12 protein-coding genes are annotated in these 19,318 nt (G+C 61.4%); 10 read left to right on the top strand and 2 right to left on the bottom strand.

Going from position 1 to position 19,318, the window contains the following annotated elements:
- Positions 1-6: 6 nt before the first annotated feature.
- The 5 genes from AC07WT_RS06970 (at position 7) to AC07WT_RS06990 (ending at position 5,881) form a co-directional block, all read left to right on the top strand.
- Complete coding sequence (locus AC07WT_RS06970) at positions 7-1,518, top strand: alginate export family protein (protein ID WP_494946517.1); 1,512 nt, start codon at positions 7-9, stop codon at positions 1,516-1,518.
- Positions 1,519-1,571: 53 nt separating this feature from the next.
- Positions 1,572-3,302 (top strand): FAD-dependent oxidoreductase, encoded by a 1,731-nt coding sequence (locus AC07WT_RS06975; protein ID WP_494946518.1) that lies wholly within the window; start codon positions 1,572-1,574, stop codon positions 3,300-3,302.
- A 74-nt stretch (positions 3,303-3,376) separates the two neighbouring features.
- A complete protein-coding gene (locus AC07WT_RS06980) occupies positions 3,377-4,369 on the top strand; it encodes an MBL fold metallo-hydrolase (protein ID WP_494946519.1) in 993 nt (330 codons plus the stop codon).
- Positions 4,370-4,413: 44 nt separating this feature from the next.
- Positions 4,414-5,292, top strand: a complete 879-nt coding sequence (locus tag AC07WT_RS06985) for an alpha/beta fold hydrolase (protein ID WP_494946520.1) — start codon at positions 4,414-4,416, stop codon at positions 5,290-5,292.
- 91 nt (positions 5,293-5,383) lie between these two features.
- Entirely contained in the window at positions 5,384-5,881 is a 498-nt protein-coding gene (locus AC07WT_RS06990) for a DUF3331 domain-containing protein (RefSeq protein ID WP_494946521.1), read from the top strand.
- A 13-nt stretch (positions 5,882-5,894) separates the two neighbouring features.
- On the opposite strand, the gene AC07WT_RS06995 is transcribed toward AC07WT_RS06990, so the two are convergent.
- On the bottom strand, positions 5,895-6,086 hold the full coding sequence (locus tag AC07WT_RS06995) for a hypothetical protein (protein WP_494946522.1): 192 nt from the start codon (positions 6,084-6,086) through the stop codon (positions 5,895-5,897).
- A 312-nt stretch (positions 6,087-6,398) separates the two neighbouring features.
- Here AC07WT_RS06995 and AC07WT_RS07000 point away from each other — a divergent pair, with 312 nt between their 5' ends.
- Positions 6,399-9,389 carry an ATP-binding protein gene (locus tag AC07WT_RS07000; RefSeq protein ID WP_494946523.1) on the top strand — a complete coding sequence of 997 codons (2,991 nt, stop codon included), beginning with the start codon at positions 6,399-6,401 and terminating at the stop codon, positions 9,387-9,389.
- A gap of 7 nt (positions 9,390-9,396) precedes the next feature.
- On the opposite strand, the gene AC07WT_RS07005 is transcribed toward AC07WT_RS07000, so the two are convergent.
- Positions 9,397-10,317: a LysR family transcriptional regulator gene (locus AC07WT_RS07005; protein WP_492577392.1), complete on the bottom strand. Its 921-nt coding sequence runs from the start codon at positions 10,315-10,317 to the stop codon at positions 9,397-9,399.
- Positions 10,318-10,725: 408 nt separating this feature from the next.
- Between AC07WT_RS07005 and AC07WT_RS07010 the strand changes: the two genes are divergently transcribed.
- From AC07WT_RS07010 to AC07WT_RS07025, 4 genes are all read left to right on the top strand, one after another.
- A complete protein-coding gene (locus tag AC07WT_RS07010) occupies positions 10,726-12,231 on the top strand; it encodes an ATP-binding protein (protein ID WP_494946524.1) in 1,506 nt (501 codons plus the stop codon).
- A gap of 89 nt (positions 12,232-12,320) precedes the next feature.
- Complete coding sequence (locus AC07WT_RS07015; RefSeq protein ID WP_492577394.1) at positions 12,321-12,956, top strand: response regulator transcription factor; 636 nt, start codon at positions 12,321-12,323, stop codon at positions 12,954-12,956.
- 69 nt (positions 12,957-13,025) lie between these two features.
- Positions 13,026-13,400, top strand: coding sequence for a response regulator transcription factor (locus AC07WT_RS07020; protein ID WP_492577395.1), 375 nt, complete (start codon positions 13,026-13,028; stop codon positions 13,398-13,400).
- Positions 13,397-19,003: an ATP-binding sensor histidine kinase gene (locus AC07WT_RS07025; protein WP_494946525.1), complete on the top strand. Its 5,607-nt coding sequence runs from the start codon at positions 13,397-13,399 to the stop codon at positions 19,001-19,003. The genes AC07WT_RS07020 and AC07WT_RS07025 overlap by 4 nt, the downstream gene beginning before the upstream one ends.
- Positions 19,004-19,318 lie beyond the last annotated feature (315 nt).

Genomic DNA, 19,318 nt, shown 5'->3' on the forward strand with positions numbered 1-19,318 from the left:
ACTGCGATGAATACGCCGAAGATGCTGAATGCACATAAGCGCTCGCGGCGGTGTGCAGCGCTGCGTGCCGCCCGTGCTTTGCTGATCAGCACAGGCCTCGCGGCCGCGCTGCCGGTCTCGGCGGCCGATACCGCGACAGGCGGCGCTGACGATACCACCACGGGCGGCACAACGGCGACGGCCGCCTCTGCCGCGAGTGCCTCGTGCGTGCGCCCTGCGGTGATGTTCAACCGCTGGCAGGAAAACTGGTCGGTCTTGGCCAATCCCTGTGTGCCGAAACGGCCTTTCGATTCGCTCAAGTACATTCCGCTGTTCGGCAACCCCGACGCGTATATCTCGCTGGGCATGGTGTTGCGCGAGCGGCTGGAAGTGAACGACGCGCCGCTGTTCGGCCTCGGGTCAGGGCACGACGACACGTATCTGTTGCAACGGCTGGAAGTCCACGCGGATGTCCGCCTCGGCCCTCATGTGCAGATCTTCACGCAATTCGAGGACGCGCGCCCGTACGGCAAGGACATGGTCACGCCCGTCGACAAGAACCCGCTGGATCTGCGGCAGGCGTTCGTCGCCATCACCGAGCCGCTTGGACCTGGCACCGTCAAGTTCCGGGTGGGGCGGCAGGAAATGGCGTTCGACCTGCAACGATTCATCTCGGTTCGTGACGGCCCGAACGTGCGTCAGGCGTTCGACGCGATCTGGGCCGACTATGAAACCGGTCCGTGGCGCTGGATCGCCTATGCGACGCAGCCGGTGCAGTATCGCGACAATACCGCTTTCGATGACGTTTCCAATCGCGATCTGACCTTCAGCGGCGTACGCGTGGAGCGCAAAAATGTCGGGCCAGGCGATCTGTCCGCGTACTACTCCCGCTACAACCGCAGCAACGCGCACTTTCTGGACGCGACCGGCGACGAACATCGCGACGTATTCGATGTGCGCTATTCCGGCAACGTCAACCATCTCGACTGGGACGTCGAAGCGATGTATCAGTCCGGACATGTCGGCAGCAATACGATTGGTGCGTGGGCGGTCGGCTCGCTCGCCGGCTACACGCTGGCGACAGTGCCATGGACGCCGCGAGTCGGCATCCAGGTGGATGCAGCTTCGGGCGACAGCCATCCGGGAGACGGCCGGGTCGGCACATTCAATCCGCTCTTTCCGAACGGATACTACTTCGCGCTGGCCGGTTATACAGGTTACTCGAACCTGATTCACGTCAAGCCGTCGCTCATCGTTAAACCGAACAGCAAGCTGACGCTGCTGGCCGGCGTAGGCCTTCAATGGCGCGAGACCACCGCGGACGCGGTTTATCAGCAAGGATCGGCGGTCGTGCCGGGCACCGCGGGACGTGGCGGCCGCTGGACCGGTTTCTATACGCAGCTTCGCGCCGACTGGGCGGTCAGCACGAACCTCGCCGCAGCACTCGAAGCCGTGCATTTCCAGGTCGGGCAGTCGCTGCGCGACCTGGGCGCGCGCAATGCCGACTACGTCGGCGCTGAAATGAAATTCAGCTGGTAGACACCGTATTCGCGTGCCGTCATCAGCTTGACGTGTTAGATGAGGTCGAAAATATGAGCACCGCGGATTTTTCTGCCGACGCCTTGACTCCGTCGGAACTCGAGATTCCGTTTTCTTCGCTGGAATATCGGCAGCACCAGATGTTCCCCCGTCTGTCGGCTGCTGAGATTCGAAGCCTGCAACGCTTCGCGAAGCCGATGTCGTTCAAGGCCGGCGAACTGATCTTCGAAACAGGTCAGGTGGCGCTGGGTCTGTTCGTTTTGTTGCATGGGCGCGTGCGGATCTTTTCGCGTGACAGTTTCGGGAGATCGACGCTCGTCACCGAGCATGAAGACGGCCATTTCATGGCCGAGATGGCGCAACTGTCCGGCAAGCCCGCGTTAATCGACGGCGTGGCGTTGACGGATGCAGAGACGCTCGTGCTCGAGCCGGAACGGTTGCGGGCACTGATCGTCGCCGATGCTCAGCTGGGCGAGCACATCATGCGCGCCCTGATCCTGCGGCGGCTTGGATTGATCGAGCAAGGACTGGGGCCGATCATTGTCGGCAATGGCGATGACGCGCGGCTTGTCAGGCTTCAGGGGTTCCTGCGCCGCAACGCGTACCCCGCAATGGTGATCGACGCGCGTAGCGATCCTGAAGCGATCACGCTGCTGGGCGGGATGACAACCGGCCCCGACGATTTTCCGCTTGTCTTCTGCCCGAACGGATATGTGCTGCGCGCGCCGGACGAAGCGCAGCTCGCGTCGTGCCTCGGGCTCGTGCCGACATTCGAGCAATCGCATATTTATGACGTCGCTATCGTCGGCGCCGGACCGGCCGGGCTCGCTGCGTCCGTCTATGCGGCCACGGAAGGTTTGTCGGTCGCCGTTTTCGACCAGCGCGCCCCCGGCGGTCAGGCCGGTGCCAGCTCGCGGATCGAAAACTATCTGGGTTTTCCCACTGGCATTTCGGGCCAGGCACTCGCCGCCCGGGCATTTCAACAGGCGTTGAAGTTCGGTGCCCATCTGGCCATTCCCGGTATGGTCAAGGACGTGAGCCGTCAGGACGGCATCTTCCTGCTGACGCTTCTTGATGGACAACGGATCAGCGCCCGGACGGTCGTGGTCGCCAGCGGCGCCGCTTATCGGCGACCGTCGGTGCTGGGCTTCGAGCGCTTTGAAGGACGGGGCACGTACTACTGGGCGTCGACGATCGAAGCCAGGCTCGTGAAAGGGCAGGACATCGTGCTGATCGGCGGGGGCAACTCCGCAGGACAGGCGGTCGTGTTTCTCGCCAATTTCGCGCGCAGCATCCGCGTGCTGATTCGCGGCAAGGATCTGTGCGCAAGCATGTCGAAATATCTGATCGACCGGATCGGCTCGTTACCCAACGTCACGCTTTGCACCCGTTGCACATTGCGATCCCTCGACGGCGACGAAGCAGGACTCACGCATGTTCATATTCGTCGTGAAGACGATGATTGGGACGAAGTGGTGGCGTCGCGTCATCTGTTTCTCTTCATCGGCGCGGACCCGAAGACGGATTGGCTCGCTTCGAGTGGCGTGGAGCTCGACAACAGGGGGTTTGTCGTCACCGGGTTCGCACGCAGCGTGCATGGTCTGTCTGATGCAAACGAGCGATACCCGCTCGAAACCAGTGTGCCCGGCATGTTTGCCGTCGGCGACGTGCGCTCGGAATCCGCGAAACGGGTTGCCTCGGCGGTGGGCGACGGTGCGGCGGTCGTGAGCCAGATCCATTCCTATCTGAGCCAACTGACAACAACGTCGGCTCACGATGTTTAATAAAAATTAGCAACTGCTTCGAAAGCGTGGGCGCTATGCTTTTTCGCATACAAACGGCAAGTGCCAGGGAACGAATGATGAAACAGATTCAGTGCAAATGGGCGGTCCATGTCAATGCGTGGTGTGTAGTTATCTTGAGCATCTTTGCGTCCGTGTGGTCTGACACGGCGCTTGCCGCTGCCCCTCAGGTCAAAACGCAGGGGGCGGGTTTTTATCGGATCATGCTGGGCGGTTTTGAAGTGACAGCGTTGCTCGACGGCACGCACCCGTTTCCGATCGATACCGTGGTGGAAGATGTGCCGAAGGCTGAAATCGCGCGTGACCTGCAGCGCGATTTTCTGCAAACGCCCGTTCAAGGCTCGATCAACGCGTTTCTGATCAACACCGGTTCGAAGCTGATTCTTATCGACACCGGCGCAGGCGTGCTCTATGGAGATTGTTGCGGCAACCTGCTCGCGAACTTGCGCTCGGCGGGCTATCAACCGGAGCAGGTCGATGAGGTGTTGCTGACGCATCTGCACAAGGACCATGTCGGTGGCGTCATTTCGAACGGCGCCATGACGTTCCCAAATGCTGTCGTACGGACAAGCCAGATTGAAGCCGACTACTGGTTGAACCCGGCCAACAAGTCAAAGGCGCCCGCCTTCCTCAGCACATTCTTCGACGCTGCAATCGCATCCGTCGCGCCCTACGTCGCGGCCGGCCGGTTCAAGCCGTTCAGCGGAGATGTCGAACTCGATCCGGGCATTCGCGCGATCGCGTTGCCCGGTCATACGCCGGGTCATACCGGGTATCTCGTGGAGAGCGAGTCGAAAGATCTGCTCGTGTGGGGCGACATAGTTCACGTGGCGTCGATCCAGTTGCGGAACCCGAAGGCATCGGTTGAATACGACACCGACGCGGCCGCGGCGCAGCGCTCGCGCCGCTACGCGTTCGAGCTCGCGGTGAGAAAACATTATCTCGTCGGCGCAGCGCATATCGCTTTTCCGGGACTGGGACACATCAGGACAAACGGCAGCACCTATGACTGGGTGCCGGTCAATTACGAAGCCGCGCCCGGTCAATAGCCACGGCGTGAACCCCACCTTTCACCACTTCCATGGAACGAGAAATGGCAACTGAAGCGACGATGGTCACGCACCACACGCTGCGTGCAAACGGCATCCGGCAGCATTTCCTCGATGCCGGAAGCGGCCCAGTCGTCGCGCTCCTGCACGGCTTCCCGGAGACGAGCTTTGCCTGGCGTTATCAGATTTCCGTGCTGGCCCAGCACTATCGAGTCATCGCTCCGGACCTGCGGGGCTATGGCGAAACCGACAAGCCCGGTTCCGGCTACGACAAGCGGAACATGGCGATGGATATCATCGGGCTGCTCGACGAACTGGGAATCGGCAAGGTCGCGCTCGTCGGGCACGACCGCGGCGCGCGCGTGGCGACACGGCTGACCAAGGATCATCCTGAACGGGTCGATCGGCTTGTCGTGATGGATAACGTGCCGACGCGGGTGGTCGCGCAAAATATGAATCCACAAACAGCGCGTGCGTACTGGTTTTTTCTGTTTCATCTGGTCGCAGACCTGCCGGAAACGCTGATCGCGGGAAAGGAAGACGCGTGGCTGCATCACTTCTTCGCCGACTGGTGCTACAACCCACACACGATCGAAGGCGCGGACTTCGATACGTACGTGAAAGCGTACAAGCGGCCGGGCGCGGTGCGAGGCGCAATGTCGGACTATCGCGCGAATTCCGAGGACGTTGCGCAGGATCTGGTCGACGCGGATGTGAAGATTGCGTGCCCGACTATGGCGCTGTGGGGTGAAGACTTCTATGCGGTGGGCGGCATGTTCGATATGAAGGCCGTCTGGGAAGGCATGGCGAACAATCTCCGTGCCGAACCGGTCTCGAATTGCGGACATTTGCCCCAAGAGGAGCAGCCGGAACGGGTCAATGAACTGCTGGTGGATTTCTTGCGGGGCTGGACCGGGCGTTGAATGCCCGCCAGACGGTCGAAGGCCACGGCTGCATGAAGGGTGACATTTTCGGCCGCGGTGCATGATCCGCGGCCGGTTGATAGGGAGAAGCATGATGCACAGCCAAACCCAACTGGAGCAACGCGCTGAAGCTGTTTGGGAAGACGCGCGAGTCCAACGTGAAACGTGTTGCGCTCCGCGCGAGCAAGTGGCTGCGGTGATGAACGGCAGCCGTGCTCCCGTGTGGGATCATGTGATCGATGCGCTTCTGGCCGGCTTTCACGATCAAGGTGCGGGTGAAGCGTACCTCACGCGGTCGGCGCGTGGCATCGCTGCGTATGCGCCGTCGCCGCACATACAGGTCGAAGTGCTCGAGCGTTTGTCTGTCACGTCGGTCGCGGTTCTCTGGCAGGATGCAACACGCTGCCGCTACGCCGACCAGGTGTGGATCAGTTGCCGCGCCCGGAAAAAAGGGCGCTGTGCGCTGAGCGGGGCGGTGATCCATCGCGACGATTTCATCTATAAGCCGAGGGTGCGCAGCGCGATTCCAGCTAACGCCAACGCGATGATTCTGGCTTCCGTGATCGCGCGAATGCCCTCCATGGCATGAAGGGCGGTTCGCGCTAGATCTTCCAGGAGTTTGCCGCATTGCCGCCGAGAATCGGATTTTTTTGATCCGACGGCAGCGCATAGACGACCAGCATGGTATTGAGCGACGACAACGGCATGGCGCCCCGAGTGAGCTTGCCCGCCAGATAGCCCATCGCCATCGAAAAGAAGAACGGCACTAGCGCGTAAGCAATCTCGTGAATCATCTGTCGTTGCTCGCGTGATGGCGTCCCCGTCGGGCGCCGTTGAATGTCGCAATCGGCCGAGGCAACCTCTGTCGAGACGACGAAGTCTATTGCGCGGTGCGCATTAAGTCTTTAGAAAAACATGAAACGTTCTTAACGTTGCTGGACGTGTGAGATCGACTCGAGCGCATGCTTAGTACAAGTTTTTTGAACTATACGTTCAGTTTTTTCCGCGCATGCCAATTCGCCGTTGTTCTAGACTTTGGGAACGCAACACTGAGCGGTCAGTCCTCAGTTTTTCCTATACCCGCTGCGTCTTGGATACTCAGGAAAATGATTTGCATTGGCCCGCTTCAGGTGGACCTCGCCCGCCGGGAGTTGTTTCTCGACGGCCAGCCTGTGCGGCTTGGAAGCCGTGCATTCGACATGCTCGCAGTGCTGATTGCGTCAAAAGGCGCGCTGGTGTCGAAAAACGAATTACTCAAACAAGTCTGGCCGGACACGATCGTTGAAGAGAACAACCTTCAGGTGCATATGTCCGCACTGCGCAAGGTGCTGGGGGAAAGTCGCGGACTGATCCAGACCGTGTCTGGACGAGGCTACCGGCTCGTACTGTCGAGTCCATCAACGGCCCCTTCCAGTGAGAACACGGCCGATCGTGACGATGAACTCGACAACGTCAAGGGCAGCCTGCAAGACAGGATCGTCCGCAACAACCTGCCTTCCAATTCATCGGCGCTGATCGGACGGGACAAAGCGATGGAAGACGTCGCGCTGGCGCTGGCTTCGGTCCGCCACGTGACGCTTATCGGCTCCGGTGGTATCGGCAAGACCCGACTGGCGATCGAGGTCGCGCGCGGCTTGCAGGCGCGCTTCCCGGACGGCGTCTATCTGATATCGCTCGCTTCGGCCAGTGATGCGAGCAGCGTCCTCGCGATGTTCGCGACCAGCTTCGGCGGGAATCCAGCATCCGGACCGCTTACGCTCGCGCGTGTCAGCAAGGAACTCAGCGGGCGGTGCGCGTTGTTCATATTCGACAATTGCGAGCATGTTCTTGGCCCTGCCGCTGAGCTTGCTGAAACGCTATTGAGCGTGAGTGCGGCCATACGCGTTCTCGCGACCAGCCGGGAGCCGCTACGCGTCGTGGATGAGCGCCTCTATTGGGTCGCCCCGTTGCAGGTGCCCGTGCAAGAGGATCAGTGCCAGCACGTACTGCAATGCAGCGCCGTGCAGTTGTTCCTGTCACGCGCGCGCGCGATCGATGCACGTTTTTCGTCGGATGCAAGAAGCGTCTATCTGACCGGTATGGTATGCCGCCGGCTCGACGGCATACCGCTGGCAATCGAACTGGCGGCGGCGCGTGCGGCGATACTCGGCATCGAGACGCTGGCGGCCCATCTGGACGACCGCTTCAACATGCTGAGCGGCGGCAATCGCACTGCATTGCCGCGCCATCAGACTTTGAAGGCGACGCTCGACTGGAGCCACGCACTCCTTGACGACGCTGAGCGGGCGACGTTGCGCAGGCTTGGCATCTTCTTCAACAGCTTCACGATGGAGGCGGCTATCGCTGTTGCCGGTGACGGCGCATTGCGCGAGCTCGATGTGATCGCGGCGGTATCCGGGCTGGTCGAAAAATCGCTGGTGGTGACGCGCGTGGAGCGTGGCGTAGTCAGCTACCGCCTGCTGGAAACCACGCGTGCGTACGCGATGCAGAAGCTGGAGGATAACGGCGAGCGGCGCCTCGTCACGCTCAATCACGCGCACTATTTCTCCAGTCTGCTCGACCACGACTCGTCGAGTGGTGCGGGCGCTGCCGGCGCGCTCGCAGATCGTTGGCATCACCGCATGCGCGAGTTGCTCGACGACTTGCGCGCGGCACTGGGCTGGGCTTTATCGCCGAAGGGTGACGAGGCGCTCGGCGAAACGCTCGCCGTGAAAGTCGTGTTTCTTCTCTATGAATTATCGCTGGTCGACGAGTGTTGTGCGTGGGCGCGGCGAGCGCTCGATACCGTGGCCGCGACCCATCGGGATTCGCATTCGACCCGGCATTTGCGCGTGCGTATGCAACTGCTGGCGGCACTCGGGGCCGCACGGATGTTTGTCAATGGACCGAACCGGGAAACCCTCGGCATCTGGGCCGAAATTCTCGCGTCGGCGATCGCGCTTGGCGCCCCGGCGTTTGAAGCCCGTGCGTTGTGGGGCATGTGGAACGTCTGTCAATCGTCCGGCGCGGCGCGTAACGCGTTGGCGTTCGCGAGGCGCTTTGCATCGCTCGCCTCGGAGACGGGCGACGCGAGCGGCGCGACCCTCGGATACCGGTTGCTGGGGATCGCGTCGCACTACGCGGGCGATCAGAAGCAGGCACGTTTGTCCCTCGAAAAACTGCTGCAGCACAGCGATAGCCTGCAGCACTGGTTGCCCCTGGGACAGTCCGTCGATCAGCGGATCGTCGGCCGCGCCACGCTCGCGCGCGTGCTGTGGCTGCAAGGTTTCCGTGATCAGGCGCTGAAACTCGCGGAGGATTGCGTGGTCGATGCGTGCAATCAGGAGCAGGCCATCGTCACGTGTTACGTGCTGGTCGAGGCGCTGGTTCCGCTCACGCTACTCTCCGGTAAGCGGGAACAGGCGGCCCAGGCGATCGCGGTGTTGCAGGAAGTGTCGGCGCGCGCCGGTCTGAGTGTGTCGCAGGCGTGCTGTCGCTGTTTCGATGAATATCTGCGCTCGCTGGACGAGGCGGTGCCGGAACGTTTGCATGCTTTCCGCGCGGCGTTGAACGATCTGGATTCGCTCGAGTTCGGTGCGCAGCGCGCCATGCTCGCCGGACAATACAGCGTCGCGCTTGGCCGATCGGGACAGCGGGAAGAGGGCATCGCCGCCATTGTGCGTGTGCTGGCGCAGTGTGACGAAGCCGGCGACCATTGGTATGCCGGCGAACTCAGGCGCATACACGGCGAACTGCTGTTGATGGAGCATGCAGGCTATGCACCATCCGCTGGCGATGCGAGGGACGGGGAGGCGTGCCTGAACGCGGCGCTCGAAGAATCCCTGATGCAAGGCTGCCGCTCGCTGCAATTGCGCGCCGCGACGAGTCTCGGCCGGCTCTGGCACGCGCAAGGCCGGAGTGCGGAAGCGGTGCAGCTGTTGCAATCCGCATGCGCGCAGCTCACGGAAGGCCTCGATTGGGACGACTTCAAGGCTGCCAGCCAGTTGCTGCGCATCGCGGCCACTGCAAGCGCGCCGGCCAACGATTCCGCCGATGCGGATGCGGCACCCGATTCATACGACGAACCGCCGGTCGCCGAGATGGACGAACGCGCCTAGCCAACGTTCACCCGTGCAATATCCTCTGTTGCACGACCTCGTCGATCAAATCCGGGCGGTCCAGTTGGTCGACCCACCAACGCAGGGCTCTACCGGTCTCATCGTCGCGCCATGCGAGATAGAAATGCGTGATATCCCGCATGCCGATCACGTCCTTTTTCACCAGCTCACCGCGGGCGAGCGGCTCGACTGCAAGACATTCCGGAATCGTGCCCGCTGCCAGGCCCCTGATCTGAGCGGCGAGCTTGGCTTCGAGCGTCGGCACCGTCAGGACCTCCTGACTGGCCGCAAGTGCGATGGTGCGCGGCGCAAGCTTGCGGGACGTATCGCCGATCGCGACGGCGCGATGGCGCGCGACGATATCCGGCGTGAGCGGCTCCGGCATCGAAGCGAGCGGGTGATGCGGCGCCACCACGAAGACGTGCCGTAGCGAGCCGATCGGTTTGGCCACCAGGTTGGGAATCGGCGGCGGATCGCCCGCGGCGCCGACGATCAGGTCGGCGCGGCGCGTCAGCAGCGCATCCCACGAACCGCCCAGCACTTCCTTCGCCAGATGCAGCCGTGTGTCGAGTTTCAACTGATAAAACGTGTCGACATGCTCCCACAGCAAATCGAATGGGATGATCTCGTCGATGGCGATGCGTAGTTCGGATTCCCAGCCGTGCTGGATTCGCTTCGCTTTGCATTCGAGGTCCTCCGCGGCCTCCAGCAGGCGGCGTCCTTCCTCGACGACCACACGCCCCGCATGCGTGAGCGTCGCTCGGCGGCCGGTGCGGTCGAACAGCTTAACGCCGAGATCGAGCTCCAGTTTCTGAACGAGATACGTCAACGACGACGGGACCTTGTGCAGCGTTTCCGCCGCGCTGGCAAAGGTGCCGGTTCGATCGATGGCATCGAGGGCCTGCAGGACTTCAAAGGATAGGTTCATGGCGAATAGGCGGATCGGATGCGGGGATGTGACCTCGGGAGCGCTTCGGGCACGCCTCTGGCCGACGGAACACCTGCGTAGGATGGCGCACAACCGAGCTTCAGCGCAATACACCGCTTGCGAGCTTATCCAGTCCTTCCAGTTGCCGACGGTTCGGTGCAAGCCGCGCTCGCGAACCGGCGCTCGCGAACCGGCGCTCGCGAACCGGCGCTCGCGAACCGGCGCTCGCGAACCGGCGCACGCGGGTGGCATGTGAAAGGGGGCACCATATCCATATCGATAATAGTATCGGATGACCTGCCCGACTAACATGCTTCTTACGACGTTCGCCTCGCATTGGGATGTGGTTCAACGAGCGGCGTCTTCGAACGTGCCCTGTCCCGCTAACGAACCAGGCGTGAGTGCAGCATGATTAAGATTGGTCGAGTCACGGTGTCACTTGAAATGCGCGAGGTGTACCTGGATGATCAACTGCTTCAGCTCGGCTCGCGCGCATTCGATATCCTCGAGCTTCTGATCCGGGCCAAGGGAAAGGTCGTCACCAAAGACGAGATCCTGCGAGAAGTGTGGCCGCATTGCGTGGTCGAGGAAAACAATATTCATGTTCAGTTGTCGGCGCTCAGAAAAATCTTTGGCGCTGACAAGCAGGTGATTCACACGATCTCGGGCCGCGGCTACCGGCTGGCGATTCCGGCCGAAGCAAGTGGTCCGGTCGGGCACCCCGAACCCGACCAGACCGCGCGCACTAAAACCGCGCGGCTGAACGGCCTGCCGATTCGCCACGCGCCATTGATCGGCCGCGATGGTGCGATTGCCGACATCGCCCGCGCCCTGCGGGAGACGGCGATCGTCACCTTGCTCGGCCCGGGCGGCATCGGCAAGACGCAACTCGGCATCGCGGTGGCGCGGTCGATCGCAGCCGCTTCGGGGATGGAAGTGTGCTTCATCGCGCTGGCCTCGGTGGATAACGCGCAGAGTGTCGTGAGCACGGTTGCCGAAGCGCTCGGCGTGGGACGTTCCGGCGAGGACATCTCGCCCGAGGCGCTCGTCGCTGCGATCGTGGGCCGCAAGCTGCTGATCCTGCTGGACAACTGCGAGCACGTGATCGAGTCGGCGGCAACCGTTTGTGAACTGCTCGTGCAGGCCAGCGCGGATGTCCGCATTCTGGCGACCAGCCGCGAACTGCTGCGAACGCGCGACGAAAAGTCCTACTGGGTCGCGCCGCTCGGTACGCCGGAGGTGGGAGCGAGCCCGCAGAGCATCCGCGCCTGTGGCTCGGTCAGGATGTTTCTGGCTCAAGTGAATGCACTCAATGCCGACTTTACGAGCGATCCCGGCTGCATTGACATGATCGCGACCGTCTGTCGCCGGCTCGACGGCGTGCCGCTTGCACTGGAGCTGGCGGCAGCACGCGCGAGCGTCTTCGGCATTCGCAAGCTCGTGTCCGAACTGGACGACCGGTTCCGCTCCCTGACGGGCGGCCGCCGTACCGCACCGCCGCGGCAGCAAACGCTGGAAGCCGCGCTCGACTGGAGCTACCGGCTTCTCAGCGCGCCGGAGAGAGTCGTATTGCATCGGCTCGCCGTTTTCCCGGCACGGTTTTCATTGGATGCTGCCTGTGCCTTTGCCACTTGGGGACAGCTGTCGAGCAGCGAAGTGACGGAAGCCATTGTGGGTCTTGCCTCGAAGTGCCTCATCATGACGACCTTCGACAGCAAGATCAGAGAGTACTTTTTGCTGGAAACGACGCGCGAATATGCGTTGCGAAAGCTGTGCGAGTCAGACGAAGCGGACGACGTTCTGGCCCGAAAGGCGAATTTCCTCGGGCCATTGTGCGAACAAAGTCATGTGCACGGTTTCGGTGCCGGTACGCTTGGGAACGAACCTGTCCTGGCATCCGTTGCGTCGAGGTGAGATGCGCGAATGGGGTGGCGGGGGCAGTCTTTCGAGGAGGCGACCTCATGTACCATGACGGCATTTGCAATCTCTCTCTGGAATCTGAAATGCTGGGTCCTTCGGAGCTCGAGTCGACGGTATATGTGATTGACGACGAAGAGACGGTGCGCGACTCGCTGGCGCGCTTGCTGCGCTCGGCCGGTTTTGCGGCACAAGGTTTCGCGTCGCCGGCGGAGGTTCTTTGGAAAGAACTGCCCAATATGCCGATGTGCATTTTGCTGGACATGAACTTGCAATCCACGACTGGTTTTGACGTGCAAAGCCAGCTCACCCAGAAGGGTGTGCTGGTTCCGATCATTTTTCTGACCGGATACGGATCCATTCCCATGTCGGTGCGTGCGATCAAGGCGGGTGCGCATGAATTTCTCACCAAGCCGGTCGACGAAGAAGAATTGCTCGCTGCAGTCAGGCAGGCGCTCATCCAGGATAAGGCCAACCTCGCGGAGCGTGCGTTCAACGCGGATGTGCACAACCGTGCCGCGACGCTGACGCCGCGCGAAATGGACGTGTTCGAACTTGCCGTGCAAGGCAGGATGATCAAGCAGATCGCGCACGAACTGGGCACGCAGGAAGTGACTGTGAAGGTGCACAAGCGACGCGTGATGAGCAAGATGCAGGCGAAGACGGTCATCGAACTCGCGAAGATGTGGGATGTGATACGCCGGACCCGGTGCGCCTCCTGACACTGCATATATATCGCGCCCGATATTTCTTTCCAACATCATCTCGGCGCAATTGGAGTATTGGCAGCTATGAGCTTTGTTTGCATCGTTGACGACGACGCCTCGGTACGAAGCGGTCTCGGAAACCTCCTGAAGTCAGTGGGTTATACGACTGTGTCATTTTCATCGGGAGAGGAGTTTCTCGCCTCTCCAGTCGTAGACGATGCGTTGTGTGTGTTGCTCGATCTGAAAATGCAAGGCATGCAAGGTCTCGAAGTGCAACGCCAACTGAACGCGGCGCACCGGAGTATTCCCATCGTTTTCATGTCGGCGCACGGAGACGACGAAACGGTTCGCCGCGCGATGCTGCACGGCGCCGTCGGTTTTTTGCGCAAGCCCTTTGCTGAAGAAGTCCTGCTCGATTCGATCGAGCTCGCCATTGGACGCAAAGGGGCGGCGAATTGAGCACAGGCGCCTATATCGAGCGGACGGTCGGATCGTCCGGCGACTCCGGCGCGACTGTGCATTTTGATCAGATATGGTTCGACCAGCTTTCGCTCGAGGCGCTGCTGGTCGACGGCAACATCGTTCGTTATCGCGCGAAATCGCGCGACGGATCGCAGTCGTGGCTCATCGCGGCGCCCACGGATCTGCCGTCGGAAGCGGTGGTTCGGCGCTTGCAGCAGGAATTCGCGGCGGCTCACAAGCTCGATTCGACATGGGCCGTGCGGCCGATTGCGCTTGTGCGTCTGTCGCGAGGACCTGTTCTCGTATACGAAGATCGCGGCGGCGCGCTGGTTCACCTGTCGGCGGACGGAACGATTGCGGTTGGCCGCTTCCTGAGGATTGCCGTAGGCGCCGCCCACGCTTTGCGGCTCGCGCACGCGCACGGTGTCCTGCACCGCGACATCAAGCCGTCGAATCTGTTGGAAGGCGGTGACGGCACGATCCGGCTGCTGGGTTTGCGCGACGCGTTCGGCGGGCTCGGCGAGGCGGCAGTGGAAACCCCGGACACGTTATACGGCACGCTGGCCTACATGTCGCCGGAGCAAGCGCGGCGCGTGGAGCGCCAGGCCGACGAGCGCAGCGATCTCTATTCGCTCGGCGTCACGTTATACGAGCTGCTCACCGGAGCGCTGCCTTTCGAGGCGGCGGACGCGGCTGAATGGGTTTATAGCCACGTTGCCCGACAGCCTGTGGACCCGAGGCACGTTCGCAAAGCGCTTCCGGCGGTGCTCGGCTCGATCATTCTGAAGCTTCTGTCCAAGAACTCTGCGGAGCGGTATCAAAGCGCGTCGAGTCTCGAGGCGGATCTGCGGCGCTGTCTGGCGGACTGGAATGAAATGCAGCATATCGTTCCATTCGAGCCGGCCGCGGAGGACAACGTCAGGAACCTCGCGGTCACGCATCGTCTCTTTGGACGGGCGAGTGAATATAACGCGCTGCTCGACGCTTTCCGGCGCAACGCGCGGCAGGGCATGTCCGAATTGATCCTCGTGTCCGGATATTCGGGCGCTGGGAAATCCGAGCTCGTGCGAAGCGTGTATCGCGCCACCGCTCAAACGCCTACATTATTCGCATCAGGGAAGCTCGAGCAGTACGGTCAGAACGCCCCCTACGCACCGTTGATGCAGGCTGTACGCTCGCTGTTCGAGCGCATTCTGGCGGAACCGGAGGCCGATCTGGAAGCGTGGCGATGCGTTCTGCGCGATGCGCTCGGGTCGCAGGGAAAGCTCCTCGTCAGTTTCATTCCGGAGCTGGAACTGGTTCTCGGGACGCAACCGGACGTGCCGGATTTGCCGCCGGTAGAAGCGCAGCTTCGCTTCCAGGCCCTCATCACGCGGCTGCTATCCGTCTTCGCCACGGAACAGCATCCCTTGGTTCTCTTCTTCGACGATGTTCATTGGTTCGATGACGCAACGTTGAACTTCATCGCCGGTTTCGTGGCTACCGCCGAGATCAGGCACGTCCTGCTGATCTGCGCGTATCGCGACAACGAAATCGAACGGTCGCCAAAACTCAAAGCATTTCTTCAGTCGCTGCCGCGCAGCAACGCGCGGGTCACGAGCCTCGCGGTGGGGCCACTCGATCCCGCCAATGTCAGTGCGTTGCTGGCTGACGCGCTGCATTGCGCACCCGGGCACGTATCCGCGCTGGCGGAGGTCGTTCACGAAAAGACCGACGGGAACCCTTTTTTCGTCAAGCAACTGCTGCTTACGTTGGCCGACAATCAGCTGATCCGTTACGACGGCATTGCGGGCCGGTGGACGTGGGACCTCGATCGAATCGGCGAGCATCAGTATTCCGACAACGTCGTCGATCTGATGGTCGGGCGCGTATCGAGACTGCCCGAAGACGCTCAGGCGGTCCTTAGACTGCTTGCATTCATGGGGCGACGCGTCGATAAGACGACCCTCGTGCGGATCGATCGGGGCGGCGATGTCGAGTTGGAGCGACGTCTGCGTCCCGCCGTGGAGGCGGGGCTGATCATCCCGGATCGCACCGGGTTCGCGTTCGCGCACGATCGTGTCCAGGAGGCCGCGTATGCGCTGACGGCCGTGAAGGATCGTGCTGTCGAGCACGCGCGGATCGCCCGTATCCTGTTCGACGAGTTCAACGTGCGCGAGATGCGGAAGTCGGCTTTCGAAATCGCGCATCACATCGAGAGCGCGCAGGCGGCGGGAGCACTCCAGGGGCTGGACGCGGCCGAGACGGCGGCGTTCGGCAAGATCTGTCTGCAGGCGGCGCGCGACGCAAAAGAAGCGATTGCGATCCAGTCCGCGCTGAACTATCTCGATGTCGCACAAAGCCTGCTCGATATGAGCAGCGAAGATTATCCCCGCTCGCTTGGCTATGAGATCGGGATTGTGCGGGTGCAGTGCCATATTCTGAATGCGGACTTCGACGCGGCCGGCATGCAAATCGAAAAGCTGCTGCGTCAGGATCTGTCGGTGATCGCGCGTGCGGCGGTGTATAAGCTGAAAGCCGACATGCAGCAGCACCTGTCCGACTATGAGGCTGCAGTCGAGACCGCGCTCGAAGGTCTCAAGCTGTTCAATACGCACTTGCCTCGCTATCCGGAGGCTTTGGATGTCGAGGTCGCATACAGCCGGCTCAGCGAATCGCTGCGGACTCGAAGCATTGCCTCATTGGCTGATTTGCCGACGTTGCGCGACGACACGATCGAGTCGGAAATGGGGCTGCTGGCGAGCATGTTTGCACCCGCGTCGTTCGTGAACGAACGGCTTGGCTTTTTGCATCTGTGCCGGATGGTGCAGTTGACGATCGACCACGGGATAACGGCGGCATCGGCGCACTGTCTGGCGTGGTTCGGCGTGTACGTCGCCGAAGTTTTTGGCCGCTATGAAGACGGATTTGAATATTCGCGGCTCGGACGCATGCTGTCCGAACGGCGCGGCTACCATTCGGTGATCACAAGCACACTGGTCGCGCTCGATCAGGTCAGCGTTTGGACGCAACCGCTTTCGTACGTGCTCCAGTGCGCGCGCGATGCGTTCGAGTCGGCGCGTCCGAGCGGCGATCTGACAATGAGTTGCTATTCGTGCAATCACATCGTGTCGGACCTGCTGATTCAAGGGGTGCCGTTGGACCAGGTCGATCAGGAAATCGACGTGGGCCTGTCATTCGCCAGACGCGTGCGTTTCAAGGACGTCGAGGACATCCTCGAAACGCAGAAGCGCTTCGTCCAAAGCCTGACCGGCGGGACCGCTCTGCCGGGCAGCTTCGGTGTCGTCGTCGACGGAAGAATGACGTTCGACGTCGATTTGCTCGATACGCAGATGACGACGCTGCGCTTCTGGATCTGGCTGCTGAAGGGCGTCGCCTGCTATTTTCATGGCGACTATCAGAACGCCATCTATTGCCTGGCCGAATCCGGCGAGTCGAAATGGGCTACGCCTGCGCACATTCACTTGTTGGACTATCACTTCTATACGCCGCTGACCCTCGCGAAGTTGTGCACGAACGAGCAGGAAGCGGCTGACGCGGTGTTGAGGATCCAGCCGCATCTGGCGAAACTGAGGAACTGGGCGCAAATCAATCCGGCGACCTTCAAGGACAAGCTTTTGTTGGTCGAGGCCGAGGTTGCCCGGCTCAACGGCTCACCCCTCGCGGCCTTGTCGTTGTACGAGCAAGCTGCTGCCGCGGCGTCGGAAAACGGCTTCACCCACAGCAATGCGCTCGCTCACGAACTGGCTTCGCTGTGCTGTCAGTCGAACGCTCTGTTGACGGCAGCGCGCCACCATCGCCGTTGCGCGATCGATTCCTATACCCGTTGGGGAGCGTTCGCGAAGGTCGAGCAGCTCGAAAGCGCCGAACGGCTTGGGCGCCATTCGCTCGAACGGCCCGCGGTATCGCAGCCCTCGATTGAGATTGCCGATGCGCAGGAGCAGTTCGACCTCGTGTCCGCGCTGAAATCGTCGCAGGCGCTGTCCGAAGAGATCGTGCTCGACAGGCTCATCAGGACCCTCGTCACATTGGCGATCTTGCACGCGGGCGCCCAGCGCGGCATGCTGATCCTGCTGAAGGACGAGGTTCCGGTGATTGAGGCTCGCGGGCAGGAGGAGCAGTCAGGCGTTCAGGTCACGCTTTCCGACGCACTGGCCGTGGGCGCCGATATTCCGCTCTCGGTGCTCTATACGGCGCTGCGCACGCGCAAAGCCGTCGTCGTGGAGGACGCGCAACGCGATGCGCGATTCTCGTTCGATTCGTCTCTTTCGGACCGGACGGTTCGTTCGGTATTGTGTTTGCCGCTGGTCAAACAGGGCAACGCCATCGGTGCGTTGTATCTGGAAAACAGTTTGACCGCGGGTGTTTTCACGGCGAGCCGCACTTCGGTTCTCGAATTGCTGGCTTCGCAAGCGGCGATTTCGCTCGAGACAGCGCGTCTTTATGCGGAACTCGTCGAGGAAAACAAGCGAAGAAAGCAAACCGAAACGGCGCTGCGGATGAGTGAAGAAGCGCTCGCGCTGGGGCAGAAGATCGGCCGCTCGGGCAGCTACATCTGGAACAGTCTGACCGGCGAGCGTTACTGGTCCGACGAGCTTTACAACGTGTTCGGCATCCCGGCGTCCGTGAAAAACCCAAGCACGGAGATGATCCAAGCGCGGATCCATCCCGAGGACGTGGGGCGATACCGGGAAACGGTCGAGCGCGCCGCGCGCAACCGCGCTACGTTCCAGATGAAATTCCGGGTGCTCGAGCCTGATGGAACGATCAAGCATCTCGAAGTGCGCGGCGAACCGTCGGGCGTCAGCAACTTTGTCGGGATTGTCACGGATTTTACCGAGCGGCACACCACAGAGCTGGCGTTGCAGAACGCAAAGATCGAGTTGGCGAGAGCGTCGCGGGCGACCACGATGGGCGAGCTTGCCGCTTCGATCGCGCATGAAATCAATCAGCCGCTCGCCTCGATCATCTCGAACGCGAGCGCGGGAGTACGTTGGCTGAGCCGCCCAGAACCCGATATTCCAGAGGCGCTGGCGGGATTGCGCGATATCGTCAAGGATGGGAAGCGAGCCGGCAGCATCATCCGTGCATTGCAGTCGCTTGCCAAGGAGGCGAAGCCGAGCTTTGTGCGGATATCCGTCGACGCCGTGGTTCGCGAAGTGTTGGCGCTTGCGGCTGCCGAAATCGAGCAGAAGGGCTTGGTCATCCGTCTCGATCTGGCAGCCGGTCGCGCCGTGCAGGCCGACCGCGTGCAATTGCAGCAGGTTGTACTCAACCTGATCATGAACGCCGCGGACGCGATGAGCCATCTCGATGCGCGGCGGCGCTTGCTGAGCATCACGTCCGGCATCGACGACCAGGGCGGCTCGGTGGTGGTTTCCGTACAGGACAATGGCTGCGGCATCAGCGCCGAGATTGCGCCTCGTATTTTCGATGCGTTCTTTACGACCAAGGACAGCGGAATGGGAATGGGGCTGGCGATCTGTAAATCCATCATGGAAGCCCACGGCGGCACGTTGACGGCTGCACCTGGGCATCCCGGCGGGACGATATTTGTTTTCACTTTGCCGATTGACCGGCGAGGACCGATTCCCGGATAAGTGGAGCAGGTTCAAATCCTTCGGAGCAGCAAAGTTATGGTGGGCACGTACGGATGGTCAATGTGACGCCGACGTCACCTCGTTCGAGATCAGGCCTCAGTTGATGTCGACTATGCCCGGTTGATCACGCGAGGTCGTCGAAAGACAGGAGATCATCTGGTCCCGTCAGTGGGAACTGCGGGTTCCGTGGCGGAATGGTAGGGCGGCTCATCAGACGATCTTGCAAGAGCAGCTATGGTATTGAGGCGCATGCCCGTGAGAAAGTGTGCCAGCTGATCGAACCAGCCAGACTTCTGCCACGCAGCGAAGGTATCT

This window comes from Paraburkholderia sp. GW821-FHT02A12 (assembly GCF_059422005.1).